This is a genomic window from Actinoplanes sp. NPDC051346, assembly GCF_040682215.1.
Taxonomy (GTDB): Bacteria; Actinomycetota; Actinomycetes; order Mycobacteriales; family Micromonosporaceae; genus Actinoplanes.
On record NZ_JBFBAJ010000021.1, the window covers coordinates 17,605 to 37,904 of the forward strand.

Sequence of the window (20,300 nt, forward strand, 5' to 3'; positions counted from 1 at the left end):
TGTTACTGTGAAATCCCGTGGATGGCGCGATCGTCGAGGACGATCGAGCCGGTCTGCACGACCGAACTGACCGACCACGGGAGCAGGCCTTGGCACCAACAGTGCGCGAGACGCGGCACATCTTCGTCACCGGGGGCGTCGCCTCCTCGCTGGGCAAGGGCCTCACCGCCTCCAGCCTCGGTAATCTGCTGACCGCGCGCGGCCTGCGGGTCGTCATGCAGAAGCTGGACCCCTACCTCAACGTCGACCCCGGCACGATGAACCCGTTCCAGCACGGCGAGGTCTTCGTGACCGAGGACGGGGCCGAGACCGACCTGGACGTCGGCCACTACGAGCGGTTCCTGGACCGGGCGCTGTCCGCGAAGGCGAACGTCACCACCGGCCAGATCTACTCGGCCGTCATCGCCAAGGAGCGCCGCGGCGAATATCTCGGCGACACCGTGCAGGTCATCCCGCACGTGACCAACGAGATCAAGGAGCGCATCTTCGCGATGGCCGCGCCCGACGAGTTCGGCCGCATCCCGGACGTCGTCATCACCGAGGTCGGCGGCACAGTCGGCGACATGGAGTCGCTGCCGTTCCTCGAGGCGATCCGCCAGGTGCGCCACGAGATCGGCCGCGACCATGTCTTCTACCTGCACGTTTCGTTGGTGCCGTACCTCGCGCCGTCGGGCGAGCTGAAGACCAAGCCGACCCAGCACTCGGTCGCCACGCTGCGCAACATCGGTATCCAGCCCGACGCGCTGGTCTGCCGCAGCGACCGGGAGATCCCCGACAAGCTCAAGCACAAGCTCTCGCTGTACTGCGACGTCGACCGCGAGGCCGTCGTCGCCGCACCGGACGCGCCGAGCATCTACGACATTCCCAAGGTGCTGCACCGCGAGGGCCTCGACGCGTACGTGGTGCGCCGCCTGGGCCTGTCGTTCCGCGACGTCGACTGGTCCACCTGGGACGACCTGCTGGAGCGGGTGCACCACCCGCGGCGCACCATCACCGTGGCGCTGGTCGGCAAGTACGTCGACCTGCCGGACGCGTACCTGTCAGTGAGCGAGGCGATCCGCGCGGCGGGCTTCGCCAACACGGCCAAGGTGCAGCTGCGCTGGGTCCCCAGCGACGACTGCGACACCATGGCCGGCGCCGCCTCCGCCCTCAAGGGCGTCGACGGCATCTGCATCCCCGGCGGCTTCGGCATCCGCGGCATCGAGGGAAAGATCAATACTTCCCGGTACGCGCGGGAGAACGGCATCCCGATCCTCGGCCTCTGCCTGGGGCTGCAGTGCATGACCATCGACGCCGCCCGCAACCTTGCCGGCCTCGCGGGCGCCAACTCGCTCGAGTTCGACGAGGGCGCGAAGCACCCGGTGATCTCCACCATGGCGGACCAGGAGGACATCGTCGCGGGCAAGGGCGACCTGGGCGGCACCATGCGGCTGGGTGCCTACCCTGCGGCGCTGACGGAGGGCTCGGTCGTGGCCGAGGCGTACGCCAGCACCGAGATCTCCGAGCGGCACCGCCACCGGTACGAGGTCAACAACGCGTACCGTGACCGGCTCTCCAAGGCGGGGCTGCGGTTCTCCGGCACCTCGCCGGACGGCCGGCTGGTCGAGTTCATCGAGCTCGACCGCGAGACGCACCCGTTCTTCGTGGCCACCCAGGCCCACCCCGAGCTCAAGAGCCGCCCGACGCGGGCGCACCCGCTGTTCGCGGCGTTCGTCAAGGCCGCCGTCGAGTACGCGGCCGCCGACGAACTGCCGGTCGAGGTGGCGGCGTCGGTCGAGCCGGACGGCGACAAGACGGCGATGGCATCCTCGTGAGCGCCTTCGCCCACGAGACGAAGTCGCGGGTCGAGCGGTATTCGGGGCCGATCTTCTCGGTCTACACCGACGAGGTGACCATGTCGGGCGGCGGCACCGCCCACCGGGACGTGGTGGTCAACAAGAACGCGGTCGGTGTGGTCGCGCTCGACGAGGTCGGCCGGGTGGTGCTGATCAAGCAGTACCGGCACCCGGTCGGCGAGAAGCTCTGGGAGCTTCCGGCGGGCCTGCGTGACGTCGCGGGCGAGGACCTGGCGGTCACGGCCGGGCGCGAGCTCGCCGAGGAGGCCGACATCACGGCCGCCCGCTTCGACCTGCTCGTCGACCTGCACACCTCGCCGGGCTTCAGCGCGGAGACGATCCGGATCTTCCTGGCCCGGGAGTTGTCGCCCGTGCCGGAAGAGGAGCGCCACGCCCGCAAGGACGAGGAGGCCGACATCGAGATCTGCTGGGTGGATCTCGACGAGGCGGTCGCCATGGTGCTGCGCGGTGAGATCACCAACGCCGCGGCGGTGGGCGGCCTGCTCAGCGCGGCCCGTGCCCGCGACGACGGCTGGGCCACGCTGCGCCCGGCCGAGACCCCGCCCCTGCCCTGACCCCACACGAACGGGCCGTCCGAGCCCGGGCGGTCCGTTCGTGAAGGTCCTGTGGAGGAACCGGGCAGGTTCCGTCGGGGGAGGCGGTGCCCCGAGCCGGCGGCTGCCACCATGCACGGCGTGGATATTCTGATCTTGATCGCCACGGTCCTCGCCCTCGGCTCCGGAGCGGTGACCTTCCTCGTCGTGCGCCCCGACTTTCGCCCCGGCCGGGCGGTGACGATCAGCGTCGGCACCGGCCTGGTCGTCGGTCTGGGCTTTTTCGCGATCATCTACCTGGTCGTCGGCGCGTTCCTCGCCGCCGTCGTGACATATCTGGTCGTGCGGCGGGTGACGGGTGTGACCGCGGCGGCCGTTGCCGGCGCAGCCGTCCTCCTCGCGGCGGGACTGGCCTCAGCCGCGCTGCTCTACGCCTCGCTGACCACTATGTAAAACCTCTTCTTGATCTTCGAGCTGCGAATCGGCAGTATCTTCCGTTTGGTGGGACGGTAGTCTGCGAGAGCAGCCCGTCTCGGGTATGAGCCATCGATGTCTCTCCCTGCGGAAAGGACGGTGTCGACTCGTGAAGGTCGGCATTCCGAGCGAAGTAAAGAACAACGAGTTCCGGGTGGCGATCACCCCGGCGGGTGTCTTCGAGTTCACCCGCGCGGGCCACCAGGTCTTCGTGCAGGCCGGCGCGGGCGCCGGATCCTCGATCGCCGACGACGATTTCGTCGCCGCCGGTGCCACGATCCTGGCCACCGCCGACGACGTGTGGGGCACGGCCGACCTCGTTCTCAAGGTCAAGGAGCCGATCGCCGAGGAATACTCGCGCATGCGCGAGGGGCAGGTGCTCTTCACCTACCTGCACCTGGCGGCCTCGAAGGAGTGCACCGACGCGCTCCTCGACCGCAAGGTCACCGGTATCGCGTACGAGACCGTCGAGCTGCCCGACCGCTCGCTGCCGCTGCTGGCGCCGATGTCGGAGGTCGCCGGTCGGCTCGCGCCGCAGGTCGGCTCCTACCACCTCATGCGCTCCGGCGGCGGCCGTGGCGTGCTCATGGGCGGCGTTCCGGGCGTCTACCAGGCCAAGGTCGTGGTCATCGGCGCCGGCGTCTCGGGCATGAACGCGGCGGCGATCGCTCTCGGCATGCAGGCCGAGGTGCTGGTGCTGGACAAGAACATCGCCCGCCTGCGCGCCGCCGACGCCGACTACCGCGGTCACCTGCAGACGATCGCCTCGAACGCGTACGAGATCGAGAAGGCCGTCATCGACGCCGACCTGGTGATCGGTGCGGTGCTGGTCCCCGGCGCCAAGGCCCCGAACCTGATCTCCAACGACCTCGTCTCGCGGATGAAGCCGGGCAGCGTGCTCGTCGACATCGCCATCGACCAGGGCGGCTGCTTCGAGGACTCGCGTCCCACCACGCACGCCGACCCGGTCTACAAGGTGCACGAGTCGATGTTCTACTGCGTGGCGAACATGCCCGGCGCGGTGCCGCACACCAGCACGTACGCGCTGACCAACGTCACTCTGCCGTACGCGCTGGAGCTGGCCAACCGGGGCTGGCGCGACGCCGTCAAGGCCGACCCGGCACTGGCTCTGGGCCTCAACACCCACGCCGGGCACGTCACCTACGGCCCGGTCGCCGACGCCCACGGCATGCAGGCGCTGTCCCTGACCGAGGCGCTGAGCTGAGCTCACCCGCCCTAGGGCAGGCCGTGCGGACCTACCTCGACCACCTCACGGTCGAGCGCGGCCTGTCCCGCAACACCCTCGCCTCCTACCGGCGGGATCTGGACCGCTATCTGGAGTCGCTGACCGCGGCCGGCATCACCGAGCTGGCCGCGGTCACTCCCGCCGACCTCACCCGGCACCTGCTGCTGCTGCGCGAGGGGACCGAGGAACACCCGGCGCTGTCGGCGTCCTCCGCGGCCCGGGCGGTCAGCGCCGTCCGCGGCCTGCACCGCTTCGCCGCCCGCGAGGGCCTCGCCCCGCACGACGTGAGCCGGGACGTGAAGCCGCCCGCCCCGCCGAAGCGGCTGCCGAAAGCCCTCGACGTCGACCAGGTGACCCGGCTTCTCGACGCGGTCACCGGCGACGAACCGCTAGCCCTGCGCGACCGGGCCCTCCTGGAATTCCTCTATGGCACCGGCGCTCGCATTTCCGAAGCCGTCAGCCTGGCCGTGGACGATGTTGGCCCCTCGGTGGTCACGTTGCACGGCAAAGGTGGTCGCACCCGGCTCGTGCCGCTCGGGTCCTATGCGCGCGCGGCGCTCGACGCCTATCTCGTGCGCGGGCGCCCGACCCTCATCGCCGCGGGCAAGGGAACCCCGGCGGTGTTCCTCAACGCCCGTGGGGGAGTGCTGTCGCGGCAGAGCGCCTGGGCGATCCTGCGCCGCGCGGCGGCCGCCGCCGGGCTGCCGGTGGAGGGCGCGCACGCCGTGTCGCCGCACACCCTGCGCCACTCGTACGCCACCCACCTGCTCGACGGCGGCGCGGACGTCAGAGTCGTCCAGGAGCTGCTCGGACACGCCTCGGTGACCACCACGCAGGTCTACACCCTGGTGACAGTGGACCGATTGCGCGAGGTGTACGCCACCGCACACCCGCGCGCTCGTTAGGCGTTGGGCCACCAGTGGACGACACGCCGTGCGGGTGACCCCGGATCGACGGCCTCCGTGGCGTACAGTCGGGCATCGGCTCCGGCTGCGGGTCGAGAGGGGGCTACAGGGGCATGGCGGGAAACGGCGAACGCGCAGAGGCTTGGACCTCGGCCCTGCGGGAACAGCAGGGTTCCCTCGACCTGGGCGCCGACCTCGGTCCGGCCGACCCGACGGCCTACACCATGCGTCGCCCCATCCCCGAGCCGATGCCGACCGACCGGCACGGCCCGGCGCGGATCATCGCCCTCGCCAACCAGAAGGGCGGCGTCGGCAAGACCACGACGACGATCAACCTCGGTGCCGCCCTCGCCGAGTACGGCCGCAAGGTCCTGCTCGTCGACTTCGACCCGCAGGGCGCCTGCTCGGTCGGCCTGGGCGTCAACCCGCACAACCTCGACCTGAGCGTCTACAACCTGCTGATGCAGGACGACGTGACCGCCGAGGACGTGATCATCAAGTCCGACGTGGCCGGACTGCACCTGCTGCCCGCCAACATCGACCTCTCCGCGGCCGAGATCCAGCTGGTCAACGAGGTCGCCCGCGAGATGGCCCTCGCCCGGGTGCTGCGCAGCGTGCGCAAGGAATACGACTTCATCCTCATCGACTGCCAGCCCTCGCTGGGCCTGCTCGCGATCAACGCGCTGACCATCGCCCACGGCGTGCTGATCCCGCTCGAGTGCGAGTTCTTCAGCCTGCGCGGCGTCGCCCTGCTGCTCGACACCATCGACAAGGTCCGCGAGCGGCTCAACTTCGACCTCGAACTCGAGGGCATCCTCGCGACCATGTACGACAGCCGCACCACCCACTGCCGCCAGGTGCTGCAGCGGGTCGTGGAGGCCTTCGGCGACAAGGTCTACCAGACGGTGATCACCAAGACGGTGAAGTTCCCCGAGTCCACCGTCGCCGGTGCGCCGATCACCACCCTGGACCCCGCGTCGTCGGGCGCGCGCAACTATCGCCAGCTCGCTCGCGAGGTCATCGCCGCCAAGGCGGAACGAGGCTAGATTGCTCTTCGCCCTCGGCGAACCGGTGGCCTTCGCCGCGCTGGTCGTCGCCTTCCTGCTCGCGCTCCTGCTGCGCGCCTTCGCGATCCGGCTCACCGCCCGAATGCTCGGTCTCACCGAACGCGGCGAACCGATCGGCCCGCGCCCCCGCGACGACATCGACCCCTTCGGCGCGGTCGCGGCGGCCATCGGCGGCATGGGCTGGGGCAAGATCGCCAGCGTCGACGAGATCCCGCGCTGGCGCGGCCGTGGCCGCGCCGCCGCGGTCTTCCTCTCCGGCCCACTGCTCTGCATCGTCGTGGCCCAGCTCTTCTTCGCCGCGTACGCCTACAGCACGCCGGAAAACCTGCTCGGCATCCTCCACCCGTCGTACCTGCTGCGCGGCGGCGTGGCCCTACCCTTCGGCGAGCAGGTGCTGCTGTGCCTGGGCACCGGCCTGCTGACCTTCGGCCTGCTCGCGCTGATCCCCCTGCCGCCGCTGGACGGTTTCGGGGTGATGTGGTCCATCCCGAAACACGCGGGCCCCGGCCTGCAGTGGATCCGACTGTGGTTCGAGGACAAGAACATCGGCGTCCTCCTGCTGCTGGTCTGCTGCTTCTTCCCGTTCAGTTATCCCCTGCTGCTGGGCCTGCTCGACCTGTTGGGCGTGCTCTTCCTGCGGCTCTGGGGCTGAGCGGCAGCACCCTCAGAACAGGGTCAACGGCTCCACGGGTGTGGGCCGCGGCAGCGCCGCCAACCCCGGAACCCGAGCCCGCACCTCGTCATGGAACCGGCGTGCGAGCGCGGGCGCGTCGGCGTTGTCCGGGGTATGGACGAAAACGGTCGGCGACCGACCCTCCAGCAGCCATTCGGCGACGATGTCGACCCACCGCCGCCACCCCTCGACCGTACGGTCGGTGGCGTCGCGGCCCAGATAGCGCACGATCGGGCGGTCGGTGAGCGCGACCGTCCGCAGTGGCATCCGCGGCTTCTTCGTCCAGGCGTCGCGTTCGGCGTCGCTGGTCGGCGGGCCGCCGAAGAACGCGGTGGTGTCGAACGGAATCCACTCGGCGTCCACGGTGCCGAGCGCCTCCTCGAGCGCGCGCGGTGCGTCGAAGAACGCACGGTGACGCACCTCCACGGCGTACCGATGGGAAGCGGGAAGTCGGCGCAGAAAGCCGGACAGCACCGGCAGATCGTCCGGGGAGAACGAGCCCGGAAGTTGAATCCACAGGGCGTGCGCGCGGGGGCCGAGCGGCTCGATCGCCTGCAGGAAGGCGCGCAGCTCCTCGTCGGCGCCGCTGAGCCGGCGGTCGTGGGTGATGACGCGGGGCAGCTTGACGACGAAGCGGAAATCGGGACCGGTCTGCTGGGCCCAACCGGCGACGGTGTCCCGGGCCGGCGTCGCGTAGAAGGTCGTGTTGCCCTCGACCGCGTCACACCAGCCGGAGTAGGAACGTAGGCGCTCGTGGGAAGGCTGCGGATGCGGCAGAAAGCGACCCTGCCAGGACTTCAGGCTCCACATCGCGCACCCGACGTGCAGACGCACCACTCCACCTCCGTCCTTCCCTCCGGCGATCCATCGACCATATCTTGACGCCATTTGTCCGACGATCCGCGTGGGCTTGATCAGTTACCGGTTGGTCGCCGTGGCGTTTGACCCACAAGAGGCTGTTCGCGAAGGTTATGGGGGTCGTGCAGTGAGCCGGGAACAGCTTGTCGGACCCGTGGTCTACGGTCAGCACGTGCCTGAAGAGCCTGCTCTCTCCACGCCCGGCGAACCGGGCGGCCCCGGTCCGGCGTCGACCGGCTCTCCGACCGTGGACGTTTCGGCCGGCTCTTCGGCCGTGGACGCTCTGACGGCCGGTTCTTCGGCCGTGGACGCTCTGACGGCCGGTTCTTCGGCCGTGGATGGTTCGGCGGTCGTGCCTTTCGACGGGGATGCTTCGGCGGCTGGGTCTTCGACCGTGGACGCTTCGGCGGCTGCCGCGGGGGAGGCCGACACCGGCAAGTTCACCGTGCGGCTGACGAACTTCACCGGACCGTTCGACCTGTTGCTGCAGCTCATCGGCAAGCACAAGCTCGACGTCACCGAGGTGGCGCTGCACCAGGTGACCGACGACTTCATCGCCTACATCAGGGCGATGGGCGACGACTGGGACCTCGGCGAGGCCAGCGAGTTCCTCCTGATCGCGGCCACCCTCCTCGACCTCAAGGCAGCCCGGCTGCTGCCCGCCGCCGAGGTCGAGGACGAGGAGGACCTCGCCCTGCTCGAGGCCCGCGACCTGCTCTTCTCGCGGCTCCTGCAGTACAAGGCCTTCAAAGAGGCCGCCGCCCACCTCGCCGAGCTGGAAAGCACCGGAGCGCGACGCTGGCCGCGCGCGGTCTCCCTGGAGCTGCGCTACTCCGAGGCCCTGCCCGAGTTGGTGCTCGGCATCGGCCCGGAACGCATGTTCAAGCTGGCGCTGAAGCAGTTCACGCCCAAGCCGGGGCCGCCCGAGGTCTCGATCGCCCACATCCACCAGGTGCGCGTCAGCGTGCGCGAGCACGCCAACCTGATCCGCGATCGCCTGCGCCGCGCCGGCTTGTCGACCTTCAGCCTGCTCGTCGCCGACTGCGAGAACACCCTGGAAGTGGTGGCCAGATTCCTGGCGTTGCTCGAGCTCTACCGCGAAGGCCTGGTCGACTTCGAGCAGCCGGTCTCCCTCGACGAGCTGACGATCAGATGGATCGGCGGCTCCGACGCCGAGGGCGAGCTCGACATCGACGACTACGAAGGCACCCCTCCCGAGCCGGACACCGCCGCGACCGAGCCCGACACTGACGCCCGGGTGGCCGTGGACGACGGTGACGCCTCGGCGGCCGTGGACGACGGTGACGCCTGGGCGGTCGCGGGCGACGGTGACTCCCCGGTGGCTGCGGACGACGGTGACGCCTGGGCGGTCGCGGGCGACGGTGACTCCCCGGTGGCTGCGGACGACGGTGACGCCTGGGCGGTCGCGGGCGACGGTGACGCCTCGGCGGCCGTGGACGACGGTGACGCCTGGGCGGTCGCGGGCGACGGTGACTCCCCGGTGGCTGCGGACGACGGTGACGCCCGGGTGGCCGCGGGCGACGGTGACTTCCTTGACGAAGACGGTGACCAGGACGGTCCGGGGGCGGAAGCCGGGCCGGAAGCTCCATCGGAAGAGGACAAGCAATGACGGACGAGCGCCCCGACTCCCTCGCCGCGCAGGCGGCCTCGTGGGTTCCGCCCTGGGAACGCGCGCCGCGCCCGCCGGACCCCGCCTATGCCGCCGCCCATCGCGGTGAGGACGGCCCGGACGATGAGTTGTCCGCGACCGACCTCGCGGAGGGGGACGGCGAGGAGTTATCCACGGCTGACCGCGCGGAGGATGGTGGCGAGGAGTTGTCCGCGGCCGACCTCTCGGAGGGCGACGGCGAGCGGTTGTCCGCAGCTGACCTCGCGGAGGGGGACGGCGAGGAGTTTTCCGCAGCTGACCCCGCGGAGGATGGCGGCGGGCAGCCGCCTGTGCCGTTGCTGTCGGAGGATGACGAGCAGACGTCCGAGGCGGTGCTGGCGGCGGAGGGCGAGGATCCAGGACCGGCGATCGTCGATACGTCCCACGAGATGCTCGGCGAGGCTTCTCTGGCGCCGGTCGATTCTGACGCCGCGTCGCAGGTGGTCGATGTTGAGGCCGTGCCGCAACTGGTCGGTTCTGATGCTGCGTCGCGGCCGGTCGGTTCTGACGCCGCGTCGCAGGTGGTCGATGCTGAGGCCGTGCCGCAGCCGGTCGACGCGGGGGTTGGGTCGGAGCTGACTGACGCTGGGGTGGGTGCGGAGGTTGCGGGGCCGGAGCTGATCGACGGTGGGGTGGGGGCCGAGGCGGATGGGGAGCCGGTGGGCGTCAGCGCGCCGAGTTCTGGGATTCCCGCTCAGGGCCGGCGTGGTCGGCGAGGGGGTGCTGCTTCTGGGGAGGAGTCACCCCGTACCGAAGAAGAAGTAGAGCTCAAGCCGCTCGATGACGGTGAGTTGCGGGCGGCCCTTGAGGCGATCTTGCTCGTGGTCGACGAGCCGGTCGCGGAGATGCAGCTGGCGCAGATCGTGGAGCAGCCTACGGAGCGGGTCGCCGGCATGCTGGAGGATATTTCGGCGCGTTACACGGCGGCGGGGCACGGGTTTGATCTGCGGCGGGCGGCGGGTGGGTGGCGGCTTTACACGCGGCCGGAGTATGCACCGTACGTGGAGCGGTTCGTGCTCGATGGGCAGTCCGTGCGGCTCACACAGGCGGCCCTGGAAACGCTGGCTGTAGTCGCGTATAAGCAGCCTGTAACGCGGTCGCGCATCTCGGCTATCCGCGGTGTGAACTGTGATGGCGTGATGCGTACCCTGGTGACGCGCGGCCTCATCGAGGAATGCGGCACCGAGGGCGAGACCGGGGCATTCCTGTATCGGACCACGGCGCTGTTCCTCGAGAAGCTCGGCCTCAACTCGGTCGACCAGCTGCCGCCGCTGGCTCCGTTCCTGCCCGACGATGTGGAAGAAGTGCTCGATGCCTCAGGCTGACCCGGAAAACTCCGTCCGGCTGCAGAAGGTCCTCGCGACCGCCGGAGTCGGATCCCGGCGTGCCTGCGAAGACCTGATCTTTCGCCGGCGCGTGACCGTCGACGGCCGGGTGGCCAAGCTCGGCGACAAGGTCGACCCGGCGACCTCGGAGATCCACGTCGACGGGGCGCGGATCGTCACCAACACCAAGCTCGTCTACCTGGCCATGAACAAGCCGCGGGGCGTCGTCTCCAGCATGGACGACGAGAAGGGGCGCAACGAGCTCGCCGACTTCCTCGGCACGTTCGAACAGCGCATCTTCCACGTCGGCCGGCTCGACGCGGACAGCGAGGGCCTGCTCCTGCTCACCAACGACGGGGCGCTCGCGCACAAGCTCATGCACCCGTCGTACGGGGTGGCCAAGACCTATCTGGCCGAGGTCGCCGGCCCGCTGCCGCGCAACGTCGGCCGCCGGTTGCTCGGGGGAATCGAGCTCGAGGACGGGCCGGCGAAACTTGACGCGTTCAAGCTGGTCGACGCGGTGGGCAAGACCGCGCAGGTGGAGCTCACGCTGCACGAGGGGCGCAAGCACATCGTGCGGCGGATGATGGAAGAGGTCGGGCATCCGGTGTCGCGACTGATCCGTACGGCGGTCGGTCCGATCCGGCTCGGCGACATGCGGCCCGGTGGCTTCCGGCACCTGTCGAACGCCGAGGTCGGCGCCCTGTTCAAGGCCGTCGGAGACTAGTCGGCGGCTGGTTCGGGCGGCTCCCGCTCGGGCGGCGCCTCCGGCTCGGGCGGCTCCGGCTCGGGCGGCGCCTCCGGCTCGGGCGGCTCCGGCTCGGGCGGCGCCTCCGGTTCGGGCGGCGCCTCCGGTTCGGGCGGCGCCTCCGGCTCGGCGCGGGACCCGGCGGCCGGTTCGGGCGGCGCCTCCGGCTCGGCGGGGCCGCTGCCCTGATCGATCGCGTGGCCGCGTTCGCTGGGCTGGCGGTGATCGTGCCGAGTCGGCTTTGATCACCCGGTGGGCCGGATTGGGGTCGTGCTCGGGGTTGCGGGTGGGGTGTGTGGTGACCGGCACAGTGTGATCGTGGTCGCGCTCGGTTGATCGCTGGGCTGTGTGCGGGGGCACCTGAGGTAGTCGGTGGGGCGCGGCGTGGTCGGGCTGCCACTCGGCCGCGGTGGGTGCGGGTGACGCTGCCGGCCACTCGGTTTGCGGTGGGGTGCGCCTGGCGCCGTACTTTCAAGAAGCGCTTGTTTTCTCCCGGCCGACGTCGGACGCGATCCTGTCGGAGGCACCGGGCACAATGGGGAAGGTTGTCTTCCCCCGACGTTGGAGGTAACGGTGGCGCAAGTAGTACGGCCCGAGCGATGCGTGGTGGCCGTCGACGGCCCGTCGGGGTCGGGCAAATCCACCGTTTCCCGGCGTCTCGCCGCGGCGATCGACGGGGTCTACCTCGACACCGGCGCGATGTACCGGGCGATCACCTGGTCCGTGCTCCAGTCGGGCGTCGATCTCGCCGACACCGACTCCGTGATCAAGGTGGCGCAGGAGACCGACCTCGCCATCGGCACGGATCCGCTCGCGCCGCACTTCGAGGCTAACGGCGTCGACGTCGACGCGGCCATCCGCGGGCCCGAGGTCACCGGCGCGGTCTCGGCCGTCGCCGCGATCCCGGAGGTACGGGTCATGCTCGTGCAATTCCAGCAGGACATCATCTCGGCCGCGCCCCGCATCGTTGTCGAGGGCCGGGACATCGCCTCCGTTGTGGCACCCGACGCCGACCTCAAGGTCTACCTGACCGCGTCGGCGGCCGCGCGCGCCCAGCGCCGCAGTGCCGAGGACGCCACGGAAGTCGCGGCGACCGAGGCCGACCTGGCCCGCCGCGACAAGCTCGACTCCTCCCGGGCCACCGACCCGCTGCGGCAGGCCGCCGACGCGACGGAACTCGACACCACCGGCATGGGGATCGACGACGTCGTGAACCGGCTCCTCGACATGCTCAACAGCAAGGTGAGTTCGTGAACGACTTTCCCGTCGACCTCTCCGAGTTCGACGACGTGACCTTCTCCGACGGCTCGTCCGCGGACCCTGACGAACCCGTCGGCCCCCAGCCCGTCGTGGCGGTCGTCGGCCGGCCCAACGTCGGCAAATCCACCCTGGTCAACCGCATCATCGGCCGTCGCCAGGCGGTCGTCGAGGACGTGCCCGGCGTCACCCGCGACCGCGTTCCCTACGACGCCCAGTGGAACGGCCGCCGCTTCACGGTGGTCGACACCGGCGGCTGGGAACCGGACGCCCGCGACCGCGCCGCCGCGATCGCCGCCCAGGCCGAGATCGCCGTCCAGACCGCCGACGTCGTGGTCTTCGTGGTCGACGCCACCATCGGCTCCACCGACATGGACGAGAAGGCGGTAAGGATGCTGCGCCGCAGCGCCAAGCCGGTCATCCTCGTGGCGAACAAGGCCGACAACCAGGCCGTCGAGCTCGAAGCCACGTCGCTGTGGTCGCTCGGCCTCGGCGAGCCGCACCCGATCTCGGCCCTGCACGGCCGCGGCTCCGGCGACCTGCTGGACGCCATCCTCAACGCCATGCCGCCCGCCCCACCGATCATCGAGGGCGGACCCCGGGGCCCCCGCCGCGTCGCGCTGGTCGGCCGCCCCAACGTGGGCAAGTCGTCCCTGCTCAACCGCGTCGCCCGCGAAGAACGCGCGGTCGTCGACTCGGTAGCCGGCACCACCGTCGACCCCGTCGACAGCCTGGTGCAGATGGACGGCGAAACCTGGCAGTTCGTCGACACCGCCGGCCTGCGCAAACGCGTCAACCAGGCATCCGGCACCGAATACTACGCATCCCTGCGCACCGCCGGCGCCGTCGAAGCGGCCGAGGTCGCCGTCGTCCTCCTCGACGCCGCCGAGGTCATCAGCGAGCAGGACCAGCGGGTGTTGACCCAGGTCGTCGACGCGGGCCGGGCACTGGTCATCGCCTTCAACAAGTGGGACCTGGTCGACGAGGACCGCCGGTTCTACCTCGACAAGGAAATCGACCGCGAACTCAAGCGCATCCCCTGGGCGATCCGAGTCAACATCTCCGCCAAAACGGGCCGAGCGGTCGACAAACTCGCCCCAGCACTCCGCCGCGCCCTGGCCAGCTGGGAAAAGCGCATCCCGACAGGCGCGCTCAACCAGTGGCTGACGGCCCTGACCCAGGCCACGCCCCACCCGGTGCGGGGAGGCCGAGCCCCCCGCGTCCTGTTCGCGACCCAGGCGGGAGTGGCGCCGCCCCGGTTCGTGCTGTTCACTACGGGGCCGTTCGACGCGGGATATCAGCGGTTCATCGAGCGGAAGCTTCGTGAGGAGTTCGGGTTCGAGGGGAGCCCGGTCGAGGTGTCGGTGCGGCCTAGGAAGAAGCTCGGGCCCGGTGGGCGCGGCAAGGCGCACGGCTGATCTGGGGGTTTGGCTTGTCCCTTCCTGGTTGCTGCTGGGCCTGGGCCGTCCGGCATGCCGGTGCAAACCGGGTTGAGGGGCTGGGGTAGGGTAGTGGTGTTGCCGCGCGCTGGGTTTCCGGGGCGTGGGATCGGGCTGTAGCGCAGCTTGGTAGCGCACTTGACTGGGGGTCAAGGGGTCGCAGGTTCAAATCCTGTCAGCCCGACGCAGATGGAAGGCCATTCGGGATCTCCCGGGTGGCCTTTTCTGATCTTGTACAGCAGCAAAGTACCGCAACGGCTTATTGATCAAGGCGCTCTCCCAGCCTGCGCAGTGCCTCGCGGGTGGCGGCGGGGGACACCTGGCTGTAGATCTCCATGGTGATCGAGAAGTCGGCGTGGCGCAGGATCGCCATGGCGATCCGGGGATGCACGTCCAGGTCGACTAGCAACGAGCCGCAGGTGCGCCGAGCGTCGTGCACGGTGATCCTCTTGAGTCCTGTTCGGGTTATTCGCCCATCGTAAGAGCGGTTGAAATTGCGCGGCTCGACGGGAAGGCCGTATCGGGTGGTGAAGACCATTCCGGTGTCGTGCCAGGCGTCGCCGGCCTTCTTCCGGGCGGCTTCCTGCTGGATCTGGCGGAGGCGAAGCGCGGTTACGCAGATAGCCGGCAGGGGGAGCGGGGCGTCTGATTCTTCGGTCTTCGTTGCCCGATGTAGCAGCTTTCCGCGTACTCGTTGAAGTTGCTTGTCGATGGTGATGACGATGTTGTGGTCGTCCCGGCATTGCACGCAGTATGTGGTTCCGTGCGGGGTGCAAGGCTTGTCCCAGCCATCCCATTGGATGTGCTCCCAAGTGAGTCCGAGGACTTCACCCTTGCGGAGGCCGAGTACCAGGACCATCACGAAGGCCGCATAGAGCGGATCCGCATCGGCGCGGGCGCTTTCTAGGAAGGTGCGTGCTTCCTCGCTGGCCCAGGTGCCACCTTTGCGTTTGCGCAACGGTGGCAACTTGAGGTGAGCGGCGACATTCTTCGTCACGATTTCCTCGATGACTGCCTGCGACATCATCGACCGCAGGACGGCGCGGATGCCCTTGACGGTGCGCTGGGACGGGATCGCTCGGCAGCACCGGCCTCGGGCACAACAGCGCTGTTTGGGGGGAGCCCGACGTTGGTCTTTCCCTTGTTCGCAGCACTGGCAGGTCTTCGCGACCTTGTTGATCCACGTCTGTGTCTCTCGGATAGAAAGTTTCCCGTCGATCTTCTTGGTGCCGAGCCCGGGAACGATGTAGAGCCGGGACAACGTTTCGTAGGTGGCGTAAGTCAACGGCGCGAGGTTCGGTTCCACGATCTCGGCGAGCCAGTAGGCGTTGTAGGACGCCACCGTGGGTGCTTTCGTGACGACGGGACCTTGTTTCGCGAGCTGGTGGAGATCGATCCACTTGTCGTGGACGATGTCGCGGGTCTTGCCGTAGACGTACTTTCGAGTGCGGGTGCCGTCGGGTTTGTCGACCCAGACGTATGCGGCGTAGCCGTTGCGGTAGGGGTAGATCGAGCCTTCACCGTTGTCGCGCTTCTTGGCCGGCATCAGGCGGCCTCCTGACGGTCGACCTGAGCCTGCACGTATTCGTCGATCCACTGCGGGAGAACACGGCGGTACTTGCCGTCCTTGATCGACCGCAGTTCACCGGTGGCGATCTTCATCTTCACCTTGGACAGACCGAAGCCGAGGATTGCTGCAACTTCGGCAGGGGAGTGCCACTTCGGGGTGAAGTCGCTGTTCTGTCGGACCATGATTCCTCCTTCACGATTCGTAGGTTGATGGCGCGCCGGCACGGGGCCGTCGAGGTGGTTCCTCAGAAGCGCTGTGGAGTTATCAAGGAACGGTTGATTTGACACGTACGTGTCAGGCGGCGACGGGCAGTATCGCCCGGGTGGTGGTCGTCGGCGTAGTCGCGGGCGTGGGCTCGGGCGCGGGCGGCGTCGGCGGCGGAGTTGGCGAGCAGGGCGTCGCCGGTGGTGATCCAGCCTGTGGCTTCGTAGCCGAGGCGGCAGACGATCAGGTCGGCTTGTTGGTCGTCCCACAGGTGGGGGAAGCCTTGAGTGCGGCGCCAGATGGTGCGTTCCAGGCGTTTGAAGGCGTAGGTGACGGAGAAGCCTCGGCTTTTGGTGGTGACGTGGCCGCCGTGGCCGTATTGGTGGGCGTAGCGGCGCAGCCGGTGCCAGCCGTCGGCGCTGCCGAGGTCCCAGCAGGCTTGGATGAGGCGGCCGAGGTGGGTGTCCGGGGTAGCGTGCAGCTCGATGGTGAGGTCGTCGATGCGGCGGTAGATCTGCCCGGTGGCTTCGGTGCTTTTGGTGACGTACTTGGCGAGGTAGGCGGTGAGTTTGGCCATGTTCGCGTCGCCGCCGGGGGCGTTGATGGGTGTCAGGTCGAGGCCTTTGTGACCCCAGGCGATGCGCCAGCCGTTGCCGCCGTGGGCGGGGTGGCCGGCGCTGGTGTAGGAGGTTTTGCGGAACGCGGTTTCCAGGACGTTGGCGAACATGGTGCGGGTGACGGACCGGCCGGCGGGCACGATCGCGTTGGGGCAGTCGGGGTGGTAGCCGTCGAGGCGGATGATCGCGTGGTAGTGGATGACGCCTCGGGCCTGGAATTCGTGGACCTTGACGTAGCGGCGGCGCAGGGTGACACCAAGCCTGCGGCCGAGGCGTTGGAGTTCGCGGTCGGCTTCCTGGATGGTGCGTCGCCACAGTTCGGGGGCTTCGTGGTTCCAGACGACTTGGGCGTGGTGGTCGTAGCAGTCCAGGCACAGCGGCGTCCCCAACAGCGCGTCGGTGGTCTTGTGCCGGTTGGTGCAGCGGATCTCGACGCCGTGCGGGCAGGTCTTGCCGAAGGGTCGGCACAGGTTGGCGCGGCAGGTGCACCGGTCCTTGCTGCGGCAGTCCTTGGCGTGGGTCTTCACGACCCGGTGGTGTACGGGGCCGAAGGAGGGTGCGGTGGCGGTGAGGAAGACGGCCAGGTGTTGGTCGAGTGGGGGTAGGCCGTAGCGGCCGCCTTCGAGTCCGGCGCGGATGATCTGGTAGGTGTCGCGCCGGTACACCTCGGCACACGACGGGCAGACGGAGGCGCGGCGGTTGCCGCACGGGGTGTAGATCGCGCCGTCGGGCATGGTGTCGGTGTCGATGGTGTGCATGAGCGTGCCGTCGGGGTTGTTCACGTCGATCGCGCCCGTGAGCCGGATCGGGCGGGTGCACGCGGCGGCCGCGCTGACGTGGCTGAGCCATTCGGGGAAGTCGCCGGAGCGCACCCGCTGTCGGGCGGTGATGACTTGGGCGGGGTTGAAGCCGAGGGCCGCGTCCGGGTGCGTGGCCGGGGTGGTGGGGGTGGTCCAGGGCCAGTTCTCGGCGTTCTCTCCCGCACCCACAACAGTGGTGGTGGGTGTGAGAGGCAGCGTCGAGTGGGTCATGCCGCCGCTCCGGCGGTGGCGCCGACGGCGCCGGTATAGGTGGCGGTGGTCCGTCGCTTGATGATCGTGTTGCGGCAGGCGTCGCACTGCCGCGCGGCGGGTTCGTGGCGTCCGCAGTCGATGACGGCAGTGGTCGCGCCGCTGCGCACGGTGATCGGTGACCGGCACGGCTGTCGGGGAAGAACGGCGACGATCGTTCGGCGGGTGTCGTAGGGGTGGGGCTCGGGGTTGGCCGGGCAGGTGTGGGTGCGGTGGTGCACGTCGACCAGGTAGGTCGTCATCGGCGGGTCTCCTTCCACTGGTGGCGGGGTGGCGGTCTCGGCGTTCTCCCCCGGACCCACAGCAGAGGCTGTGGGTGCGAGAGGCAGCGTCGAGCTGGTCATGCGGAAACGTCGACGGTGCTGCCGTTGTGCGGCTTCGTGGTGGCCGCCGTGGGCGCGTTGGTGAGTTGGGTCAGGATGTCGGTCGCGATCGGGGTCGGGACCCGCAGTCGCACAGCGAGTTGGTTGGCCTTGATGTCTTCGCCGTGGGTGGCGCGGTGCGAGACGGCGATGGTGCGCGCGTTAGCCAGCAACGGCGCCGGGAACCGCTCGACCGGGGCAGCGGGTGCCGTAGCGGTAGCCGGGGCGGGTACGGCCGGGGCAGGCTCCGTGGCTGCTGGTGTGCGGGTCTTCTTGGCCAATGTCCGTGTCGTCTTGCGTGCCGCCGACGCGTTCTTGTCGGGTGTCGTGGCCCTGGTCTTTCGAAGTGCGGCGGCCGGGCGGACCTCTGCGCGCGGAATGTCAGCAGACGAGGCGGGCGAGGTGGCCGGCGTGTGCGCCGTGACCGGGTTGCGGATGGGCCGAGGTGGTGCGGTGGCGGCGAAAACGAGCTTGGACAGGGCGAAGAAGGCCAGCGCGGGCAACGCGGAGACCATCCAGCCGAACACGCCGGGCTTGGCCACGGCGAGCTGCGCGGTGAGCGAGACACCGATCGCGGCAACGAGGAGCAGCATCGGGTACCGCACGGACGCCGACGGGTGCAGGCGGCGGCGACGGCCGATCTCGATGAGCGAAGCGGTCGGGATGAGTTCGCTGATGACAGCGTTGGCCCAGCCGAACCAGTCCGCGGTTCCGGCCGGCGAGTTGGCGATGGTGAAGTCGTGGACGTGGTGGAAGGACGCGGCGCCGGCCATGAGGCCGACGAGCAGCACGATGAGAAGCAGGGTGACGTCTTGCAGACGGTCGACGCGGGTGAGCGTCGGGGTGGTGGATGTGGGTGGGTGGGTCATGAGGGCCGCCCTGGTCGGGGCGAGGGCCGGCGACGCGGGGGCTGCGACGCCGAGTGGTGTTGCGGCTTCGGGGTTGGGTGGTGCGGCTGGGGAGCCGGGATGGGCTGCGGTGTGGCAGCCGGGTGGGTGGGGGTGGCGTAGAGGGAGAAGCCGAGAATTTTGACATTGTCGCGGAAGCCCTGCTGGGCGAGGAAGCCGTAGAGCGACTTGAGGTCATCGGAGCTGGCGATGGGGTCCGGGGTGGTGATGTCGGCGGAGCCGACGGCGAAGCCGGACACGCCGGCGAAGCTGAAGGAGACGTAGTAGCGAGGCATGGCGGGGTCCTTTCGGGTCAGAGGAAGGCCGCGAGGGCGGCGGTGATGGCGGCGGTGGCGAGAGCGGCGCGCATGAAGTCGGTAGCGAGGCGCACGAGCAGGTACTTGCGGCGCAGGGACCGCGAGAGCGACAGCAGTCGGAGGGCGTGGTAGGCCGCGTGTTCGCGGTCAGTTTTGGCAAGGTCGGTGAGCAGAGCGGTGGTGGTGGGTGTGTTGGCCCAGCGGATGAAACCGTGGTTGCCGCGCAGCGCGGGGCGCACGGCGGTGATGAGGAGGACGACGGCGGCCGCGATGAACGCGACCGTGATGACGGCGCCGGTGGTGACCGGGGTCGTGAAGCGGGTTTTGGCGATGACGGCGACGCCGACACCGACGGTGGTCAGCGCTCCGGCCAGGAGCATGGAGGCTTTGGTGTCGACGCGGCCCATCTGGGCGTTGACGTCGCACAAAGCTTCGGTCAGGGCAGGGATCGAGGCAGTGGTGTCGGGGGTGGTGGTCACAGCAGACCTCCGGGAAAGTCGAGGGAGACGACGGGGTTCGGGTCGGACCAGCCGCAGACGTCGCAGTCGTAGTAGCCGCAGTGCATGCAGCACTGGGAGCGGTCCTGGTCTTTGGGCATGAGGTCGGTGCAGGAGGAGTCGCCGCAGAGGCACGGCGTGGTCGGGGCTGGGGTGGGGGTCGGGTCGGTCATGAGGCACCTCCGGGGGTGCAGTCGAGGCAGGCGCCGGTCCGGCGCGGGATTTGGTAGGGCTTGAGCTGGGTGCAGGCGGGGCAGACCCGCTTGGCGCGGTTCGCGCGCTCCAGGGCGGCGAGTTGGGCCGGGGTGGCGGTGCGTTTCGGCACGGCGAGGTCGATGCGGTACAGGTAGGCGACGCGCTTGCCGCGACGCCACATCAGTTGCGCCACAACGGATTGACCGCCGGGGCGCAGATTCTGGGCGTGGAGCTGGCGCCGGGTGGCGAGCCCGTCGGGGGCGAACCGGTACGGGTAGGTGGGGATGCCGTAGCGCTCGCCGGTGGGGTCGTAGAACACCATCGGGTCCTCCAGATCGGAGTCGGCCGGCGCGGGGTCGGCCAGGGTGTCGCCGTGGGTGCAGGCCGGGCCGAACGTGGGGTGCGCGTAGGTGTCGCGGTCGACGTACTCGGGCAGGAATGCGGTGTTGCAGTCGGCGCAGACGATCGGGCCACCGTCCTGGAAGGCGGTGAGGGAGAGCCGGATTTTGCGCGGGCACGCGCATTCAGCGC

Annotated in this window: 22 protein-coding genes and 1 tRNA gene; 13 read left to right on the forward strand and 10 right to left on the reverse strand. The window is 69.4% G+C overall.

The window, feature by feature from the left end; genetic code table 11:
* The first annotated feature begins 89 nt into the window (after nucleotides 1-89).
* The 7 genes from AB0M36_RS34600 (at nucleotide 90) to AB0M36_RS34630 (ending at nucleotide 6,733) form a co-directional block, all read left to right on the forward strand.
* Complete coding sequence (locus tag AB0M36_RS34600; protein WP_364166445.1) at nucleotides 90-1,814, forward strand: CTP synthase; 1,725 nt, start codon at nucleotides 90-92, stop codon at nucleotides 1,812-1,814.
* On the forward strand, nucleotides 1,811-2,410 hold the full coding sequence (locus AB0M36_RS34605; RefSeq protein ID WP_364166447.1) for an NUDIX hydrolase: 600 nt from the start codon (nucleotides 1,811-1,813) through the stop codon (nucleotides 2,408-2,410). Before AB0M36_RS34600 ends, AB0M36_RS34605 begins: the two co-directional genes overlap by 4 nt.
* A 120-nt stretch (nucleotides 2,411-2,530) precedes the next feature.
* Complete coding sequence (locus AB0M36_RS34610; RefSeq protein WP_364166449.1) at nucleotides 2,531-2,842, forward strand: hypothetical protein; 312 nt, start codon at nucleotides 2,531-2,533, stop codon at nucleotides 2,840-2,842.
* A gap of 130 nt (nucleotides 2,843-2,972) precedes the next feature.
* Nucleotides 2,973-4,088: an alanine dehydrogenase gene (ald, locus tag AB0M36_RS34615; protein WP_364166451.1), complete on the forward strand. Its 1,116-nt coding sequence runs from the start codon at nucleotides 2,973-2,975 to the stop codon at nucleotides 4,086-4,088.
* Nucleotides 4,085-5,014: a site-specific tyrosine recombinase XerD gene (locus AB0M36_RS34620; protein WP_364166608.1), complete on the forward strand. Its 930-nt coding sequence runs from the start codon at nucleotides 4,085-4,087 to the stop codon at nucleotides 5,012-5,014. Before ald ends, AB0M36_RS34620 begins: the two co-directional genes overlap by 4 nt.
* A gap of 113 nt (nucleotides 5,015-5,127) precedes the next feature.
* Entirely contained in the window at nucleotides 5,128-6,060 is a 933-nt protein-coding gene (locus AB0M36_RS34625; protein ID WP_364166453.1) for an AAA family ATPase, read from the forward strand.
* A 1-nt stretch (nucleotide 6,061) separates the two neighbouring features.
* A complete protein-coding gene (locus tag AB0M36_RS34630; protein WP_364166455.1) occupies nucleotides 6,062-6,733 on the forward strand; it encodes a hypothetical protein in 672 nt (223 codons plus the stop codon).
* A 12-nt stretch (nucleotides 6,734-6,745) separates the two neighbouring features.
* Here the strand turns inward: AB0M36_RS34630 and AB0M36_RS34635 are convergent, their stop codons facing one another.
* Nucleotides 6,746-7,564 carry a DUF72 domain-containing protein gene (locus tag AB0M36_RS34635; protein WP_364166610.1) on the reverse strand — a complete coding sequence of 273 codons (819 nt, stop codon included), beginning with the start codon at nucleotides 7,562-7,564 and terminating at the stop codon, nucleotides 6,746-6,748.
* 442 nt (nucleotides 7,565-8,006) lie between these two features.
* Between AB0M36_RS34635 and AB0M36_RS34640 the strand changes: the two genes are divergently transcribed.
* The 6 genes from AB0M36_RS34640 (at nucleotide 8,007) to AB0M36_RS34665 (ending at nucleotide 14,234) form a co-directional block, all read left to right on the forward strand.
* Nucleotides 8,007-9,242 carry a segregation/condensation protein A gene (locus tag AB0M36_RS34640; RefSeq protein ID WP_364166456.1) on the forward strand — a complete coding sequence of 412 codons (1,236 nt, stop codon included), beginning with the start codon at nucleotides 8,007-8,009 and terminating at the stop codon, nucleotides 9,240-9,242.
* A 560-nt stretch (nucleotides 9,243-9,802) separates the two neighbouring features.
* Nucleotides 9,803-10,606, forward strand: coding sequence for an SMC-Scp complex subunit ScpB (gene scpB, locus AB0M36_RS34645; protein ID WP_364166612.1), 804 nt, complete (start codon nucleotides 9,803-9,805; stop codon nucleotides 10,604-10,606).
* Nucleotides 10,575-11,333 carry a pseudouridine synthase gene (locus AB0M36_RS34650; RefSeq protein WP_364166458.1) on the forward strand — a complete coding sequence of 253 codons (759 nt, stop codon included), beginning with the start codon at nucleotides 10,575-10,577 and terminating at the stop codon, nucleotides 11,331-11,333. Before scpB ends, AB0M36_RS34650 begins: the two co-directional genes overlap by 32 nt.
* A gap of 594 nt (nucleotides 11,334-11,927) precedes the next feature.
* Entirely contained in the window at nucleotides 11,928-12,608 is a 681-nt protein-coding gene (gene cmk, locus AB0M36_RS34655; RefSeq protein ID WP_364166460.1) for a (d)CMP kinase, read from the forward strand.
* Between the two features lie 35 nt (nucleotides 12,609-12,643).
* Complete coding sequence (gene der, locus AB0M36_RS34660; RefSeq protein ID WP_364166615.1) at nucleotides 12,644-14,029, forward strand: ribosome biogenesis GTPase Der; 1,386 nt, start codon at nucleotides 12,644-12,646, stop codon at nucleotides 14,027-14,029.
* Nucleotides 14,030-14,160: 131 nt separating this feature from the next.
* Nucleotides 14,161-14,234, forward strand: a tRNA-Pro gene (locus tag AB0M36_RS34665).
* A gap of 75 nt (nucleotides 14,235-14,309) precedes the next feature.
* Here the strand turns inward: AB0M36_RS34665 and AB0M36_RS34670 are convergent.
* The 9 genes from AB0M36_RS34670 to AB0M36_RS34710 all read right to left on the reverse strand — a co-directional run bounded on the left by AB0M36_RS34670 (nucleotide 14,310) and on the right by AB0M36_RS34710 (nucleotide 20,091).
* A complete protein-coding gene (locus tag AB0M36_RS34670; protein ID WP_364166462.1) occupies nucleotides 14,310-15,596 on the reverse strand; it encodes a tyrosine-type recombinase/integrase in 1,287 nt (428 codons plus the stop codon).
* Complete coding sequence (locus AB0M36_RS34675; RefSeq protein ID WP_364166464.1) at nucleotides 15,596-15,802, reverse strand: DNA-binding protein; 207 nt, start codon at nucleotides 15,800-15,802, stop codon at nucleotides 15,596-15,598. Before AB0M36_RS34675 ends, AB0M36_RS34670 begins: the two co-directional genes overlap by 1 nt.
* A 62-nt stretch (nucleotides 15,803-15,864) precedes the next feature.
* Nucleotides 15,865-17,472 (reverse strand): replication initiator, encoded by a 1,608-nt coding sequence (locus AB0M36_RS34680; protein ID WP_364166465.1) that lies wholly within the window; start codon nucleotides 17,470-17,472, stop codon nucleotides 15,865-15,867.
* Nucleotides 17,469-17,753, reverse strand: a complete 285-nt coding sequence (locus tag AB0M36_RS34685) for a hypothetical protein (protein WP_364166466.1) — start codon at nucleotides 17,751-17,753, stop codon at nucleotides 17,469-17,471. Before AB0M36_RS34685 ends, AB0M36_RS34680 begins: the two co-directional genes overlap by 4 nt.
* 98 nt (nucleotides 17,754-17,851) lie before the next feature.
* Nucleotides 17,852-18,742: a hypothetical protein gene (locus AB0M36_RS34690; RefSeq protein WP_364166467.1), complete on the reverse strand. Its 891-nt coding sequence runs from the start codon at nucleotides 18,740-18,742 to the stop codon at nucleotides 17,852-17,854.
* Complete coding sequence (locus tag AB0M36_RS34695) at nucleotides 18,739-19,056, reverse strand: hypothetical protein (RefSeq protein ID WP_364166469.1); 318 nt, start codon at nucleotides 19,054-19,056, stop codon at nucleotides 18,739-18,741. The genes AB0M36_RS34690 and AB0M36_RS34695 overlap by 4 nt, the downstream gene beginning before the upstream one ends.
* A 17-nt stretch (nucleotides 19,057-19,073) precedes the next feature.
* On the reverse strand, nucleotides 19,074-19,556 hold the full coding sequence (locus tag AB0M36_RS34700; RefSeq protein WP_364166470.1) for a Pycsar system effector family protein: 483 nt from the start codon (nucleotides 19,554-19,556) through the stop codon (nucleotides 19,074-19,076).
* Nucleotides 19,553-19,747: a hypothetical protein gene (locus AB0M36_RS34705; RefSeq protein ID WP_364166472.1), complete on the reverse strand. Its 195-nt coding sequence runs from the start codon at nucleotides 19,745-19,747 to the stop codon at nucleotides 19,553-19,555. Before AB0M36_RS34705 ends, AB0M36_RS34700 begins: the two co-directional genes overlap by 4 nt.
* A complete protein-coding gene (locus tag AB0M36_RS34710) occupies nucleotides 19,744-20,091 on the reverse strand; it encodes an RRQRL motif-containing zinc-binding protein (RefSeq protein WP_364166617.1) in 348 nt (115 codons plus the stop codon). Before AB0M36_RS34710 ends, AB0M36_RS34705 begins: the two co-directional genes overlap by 4 nt.
* Between the last annotated feature and the right edge of the window lie 209 nt (nucleotides 20,092-20,300).

Coding starts and splice junctions, on each gene's coding strand:
- AB0M36_RS34675 (WP_364166464.1), bottom strand. CDS start 15,802: ATGGTCCGACAGAACAGCGACTTCACCCCGAAGTGGCACTCCCCTGCC.
- AB0M36_RS34695 (WP_364166469.1), bottom strand. CDS start 19,056: ATGCCTCGCTACTACGTCTCCTTCAGCTTCGCCGGCGTGTCCGGCTTC.
- AB0M36_RS34710 (WP_364166617.1), bottom strand. CDS start 20,091: ATGGTGTTCTACGACCCCACCGGCGAGCGCTACGGCATCCCCACCTAC.
- AB0M36_RS34685 (WP_364166466.1), bottom strand. CDS start 17,753: ATGACGACCTACCTGGTCGACGTGCACCACCGCACCCACACCTGCCCG.
- AB0M36_RS34680 (WP_364166465.1), bottom strand. CDS start 17,472: ATGACCCACTCGACGCTGCCTCTCACACCCACCACCACTGTTGTGGGT.
- AB0M36_RS34625 (WP_364166453.1), top strand. CDS start 5,128: ATGGCGGGAAACGGCGAACGCGCAGAGGCTTGGACCTCGGCCCTGCGG.
- AB0M36_RS34690 (WP_364166467.1), bottom strand. CDS start 18,742: ATGACCCACCCACCCACATCCACCACCCCGACGCTCACCCGCGTCGAC.
- AB0M36_RS34705 (WP_364166472.1), bottom strand. CDS start 19,747: ATGACCGACCCGACCCCCACCCCAGCCCCGACCACGCCGTGCCTCTGC.
- AB0M36_RS34650 (WP_364166458.1), top strand. CDS start 10,575: ATGTGGAAGAAGTGCTCGATGCCTCAGGCTGACCCGGAAAACTCCGTC.
- AB0M36_RS34635 (WP_364166610.1), bottom strand. CDS start 7,564: ATGTGGAGCCTGAAGTCCTGGCAGGGTCGCTTTCTGCCGCATCCGCAG.
- AB0M36_RS34670 (WP_364166462.1), bottom strand. CDS start 15,596: ATGCCGGCCAAGAAGCGCGACAACGGTGAAGGCTCGATCTACCCCTAC.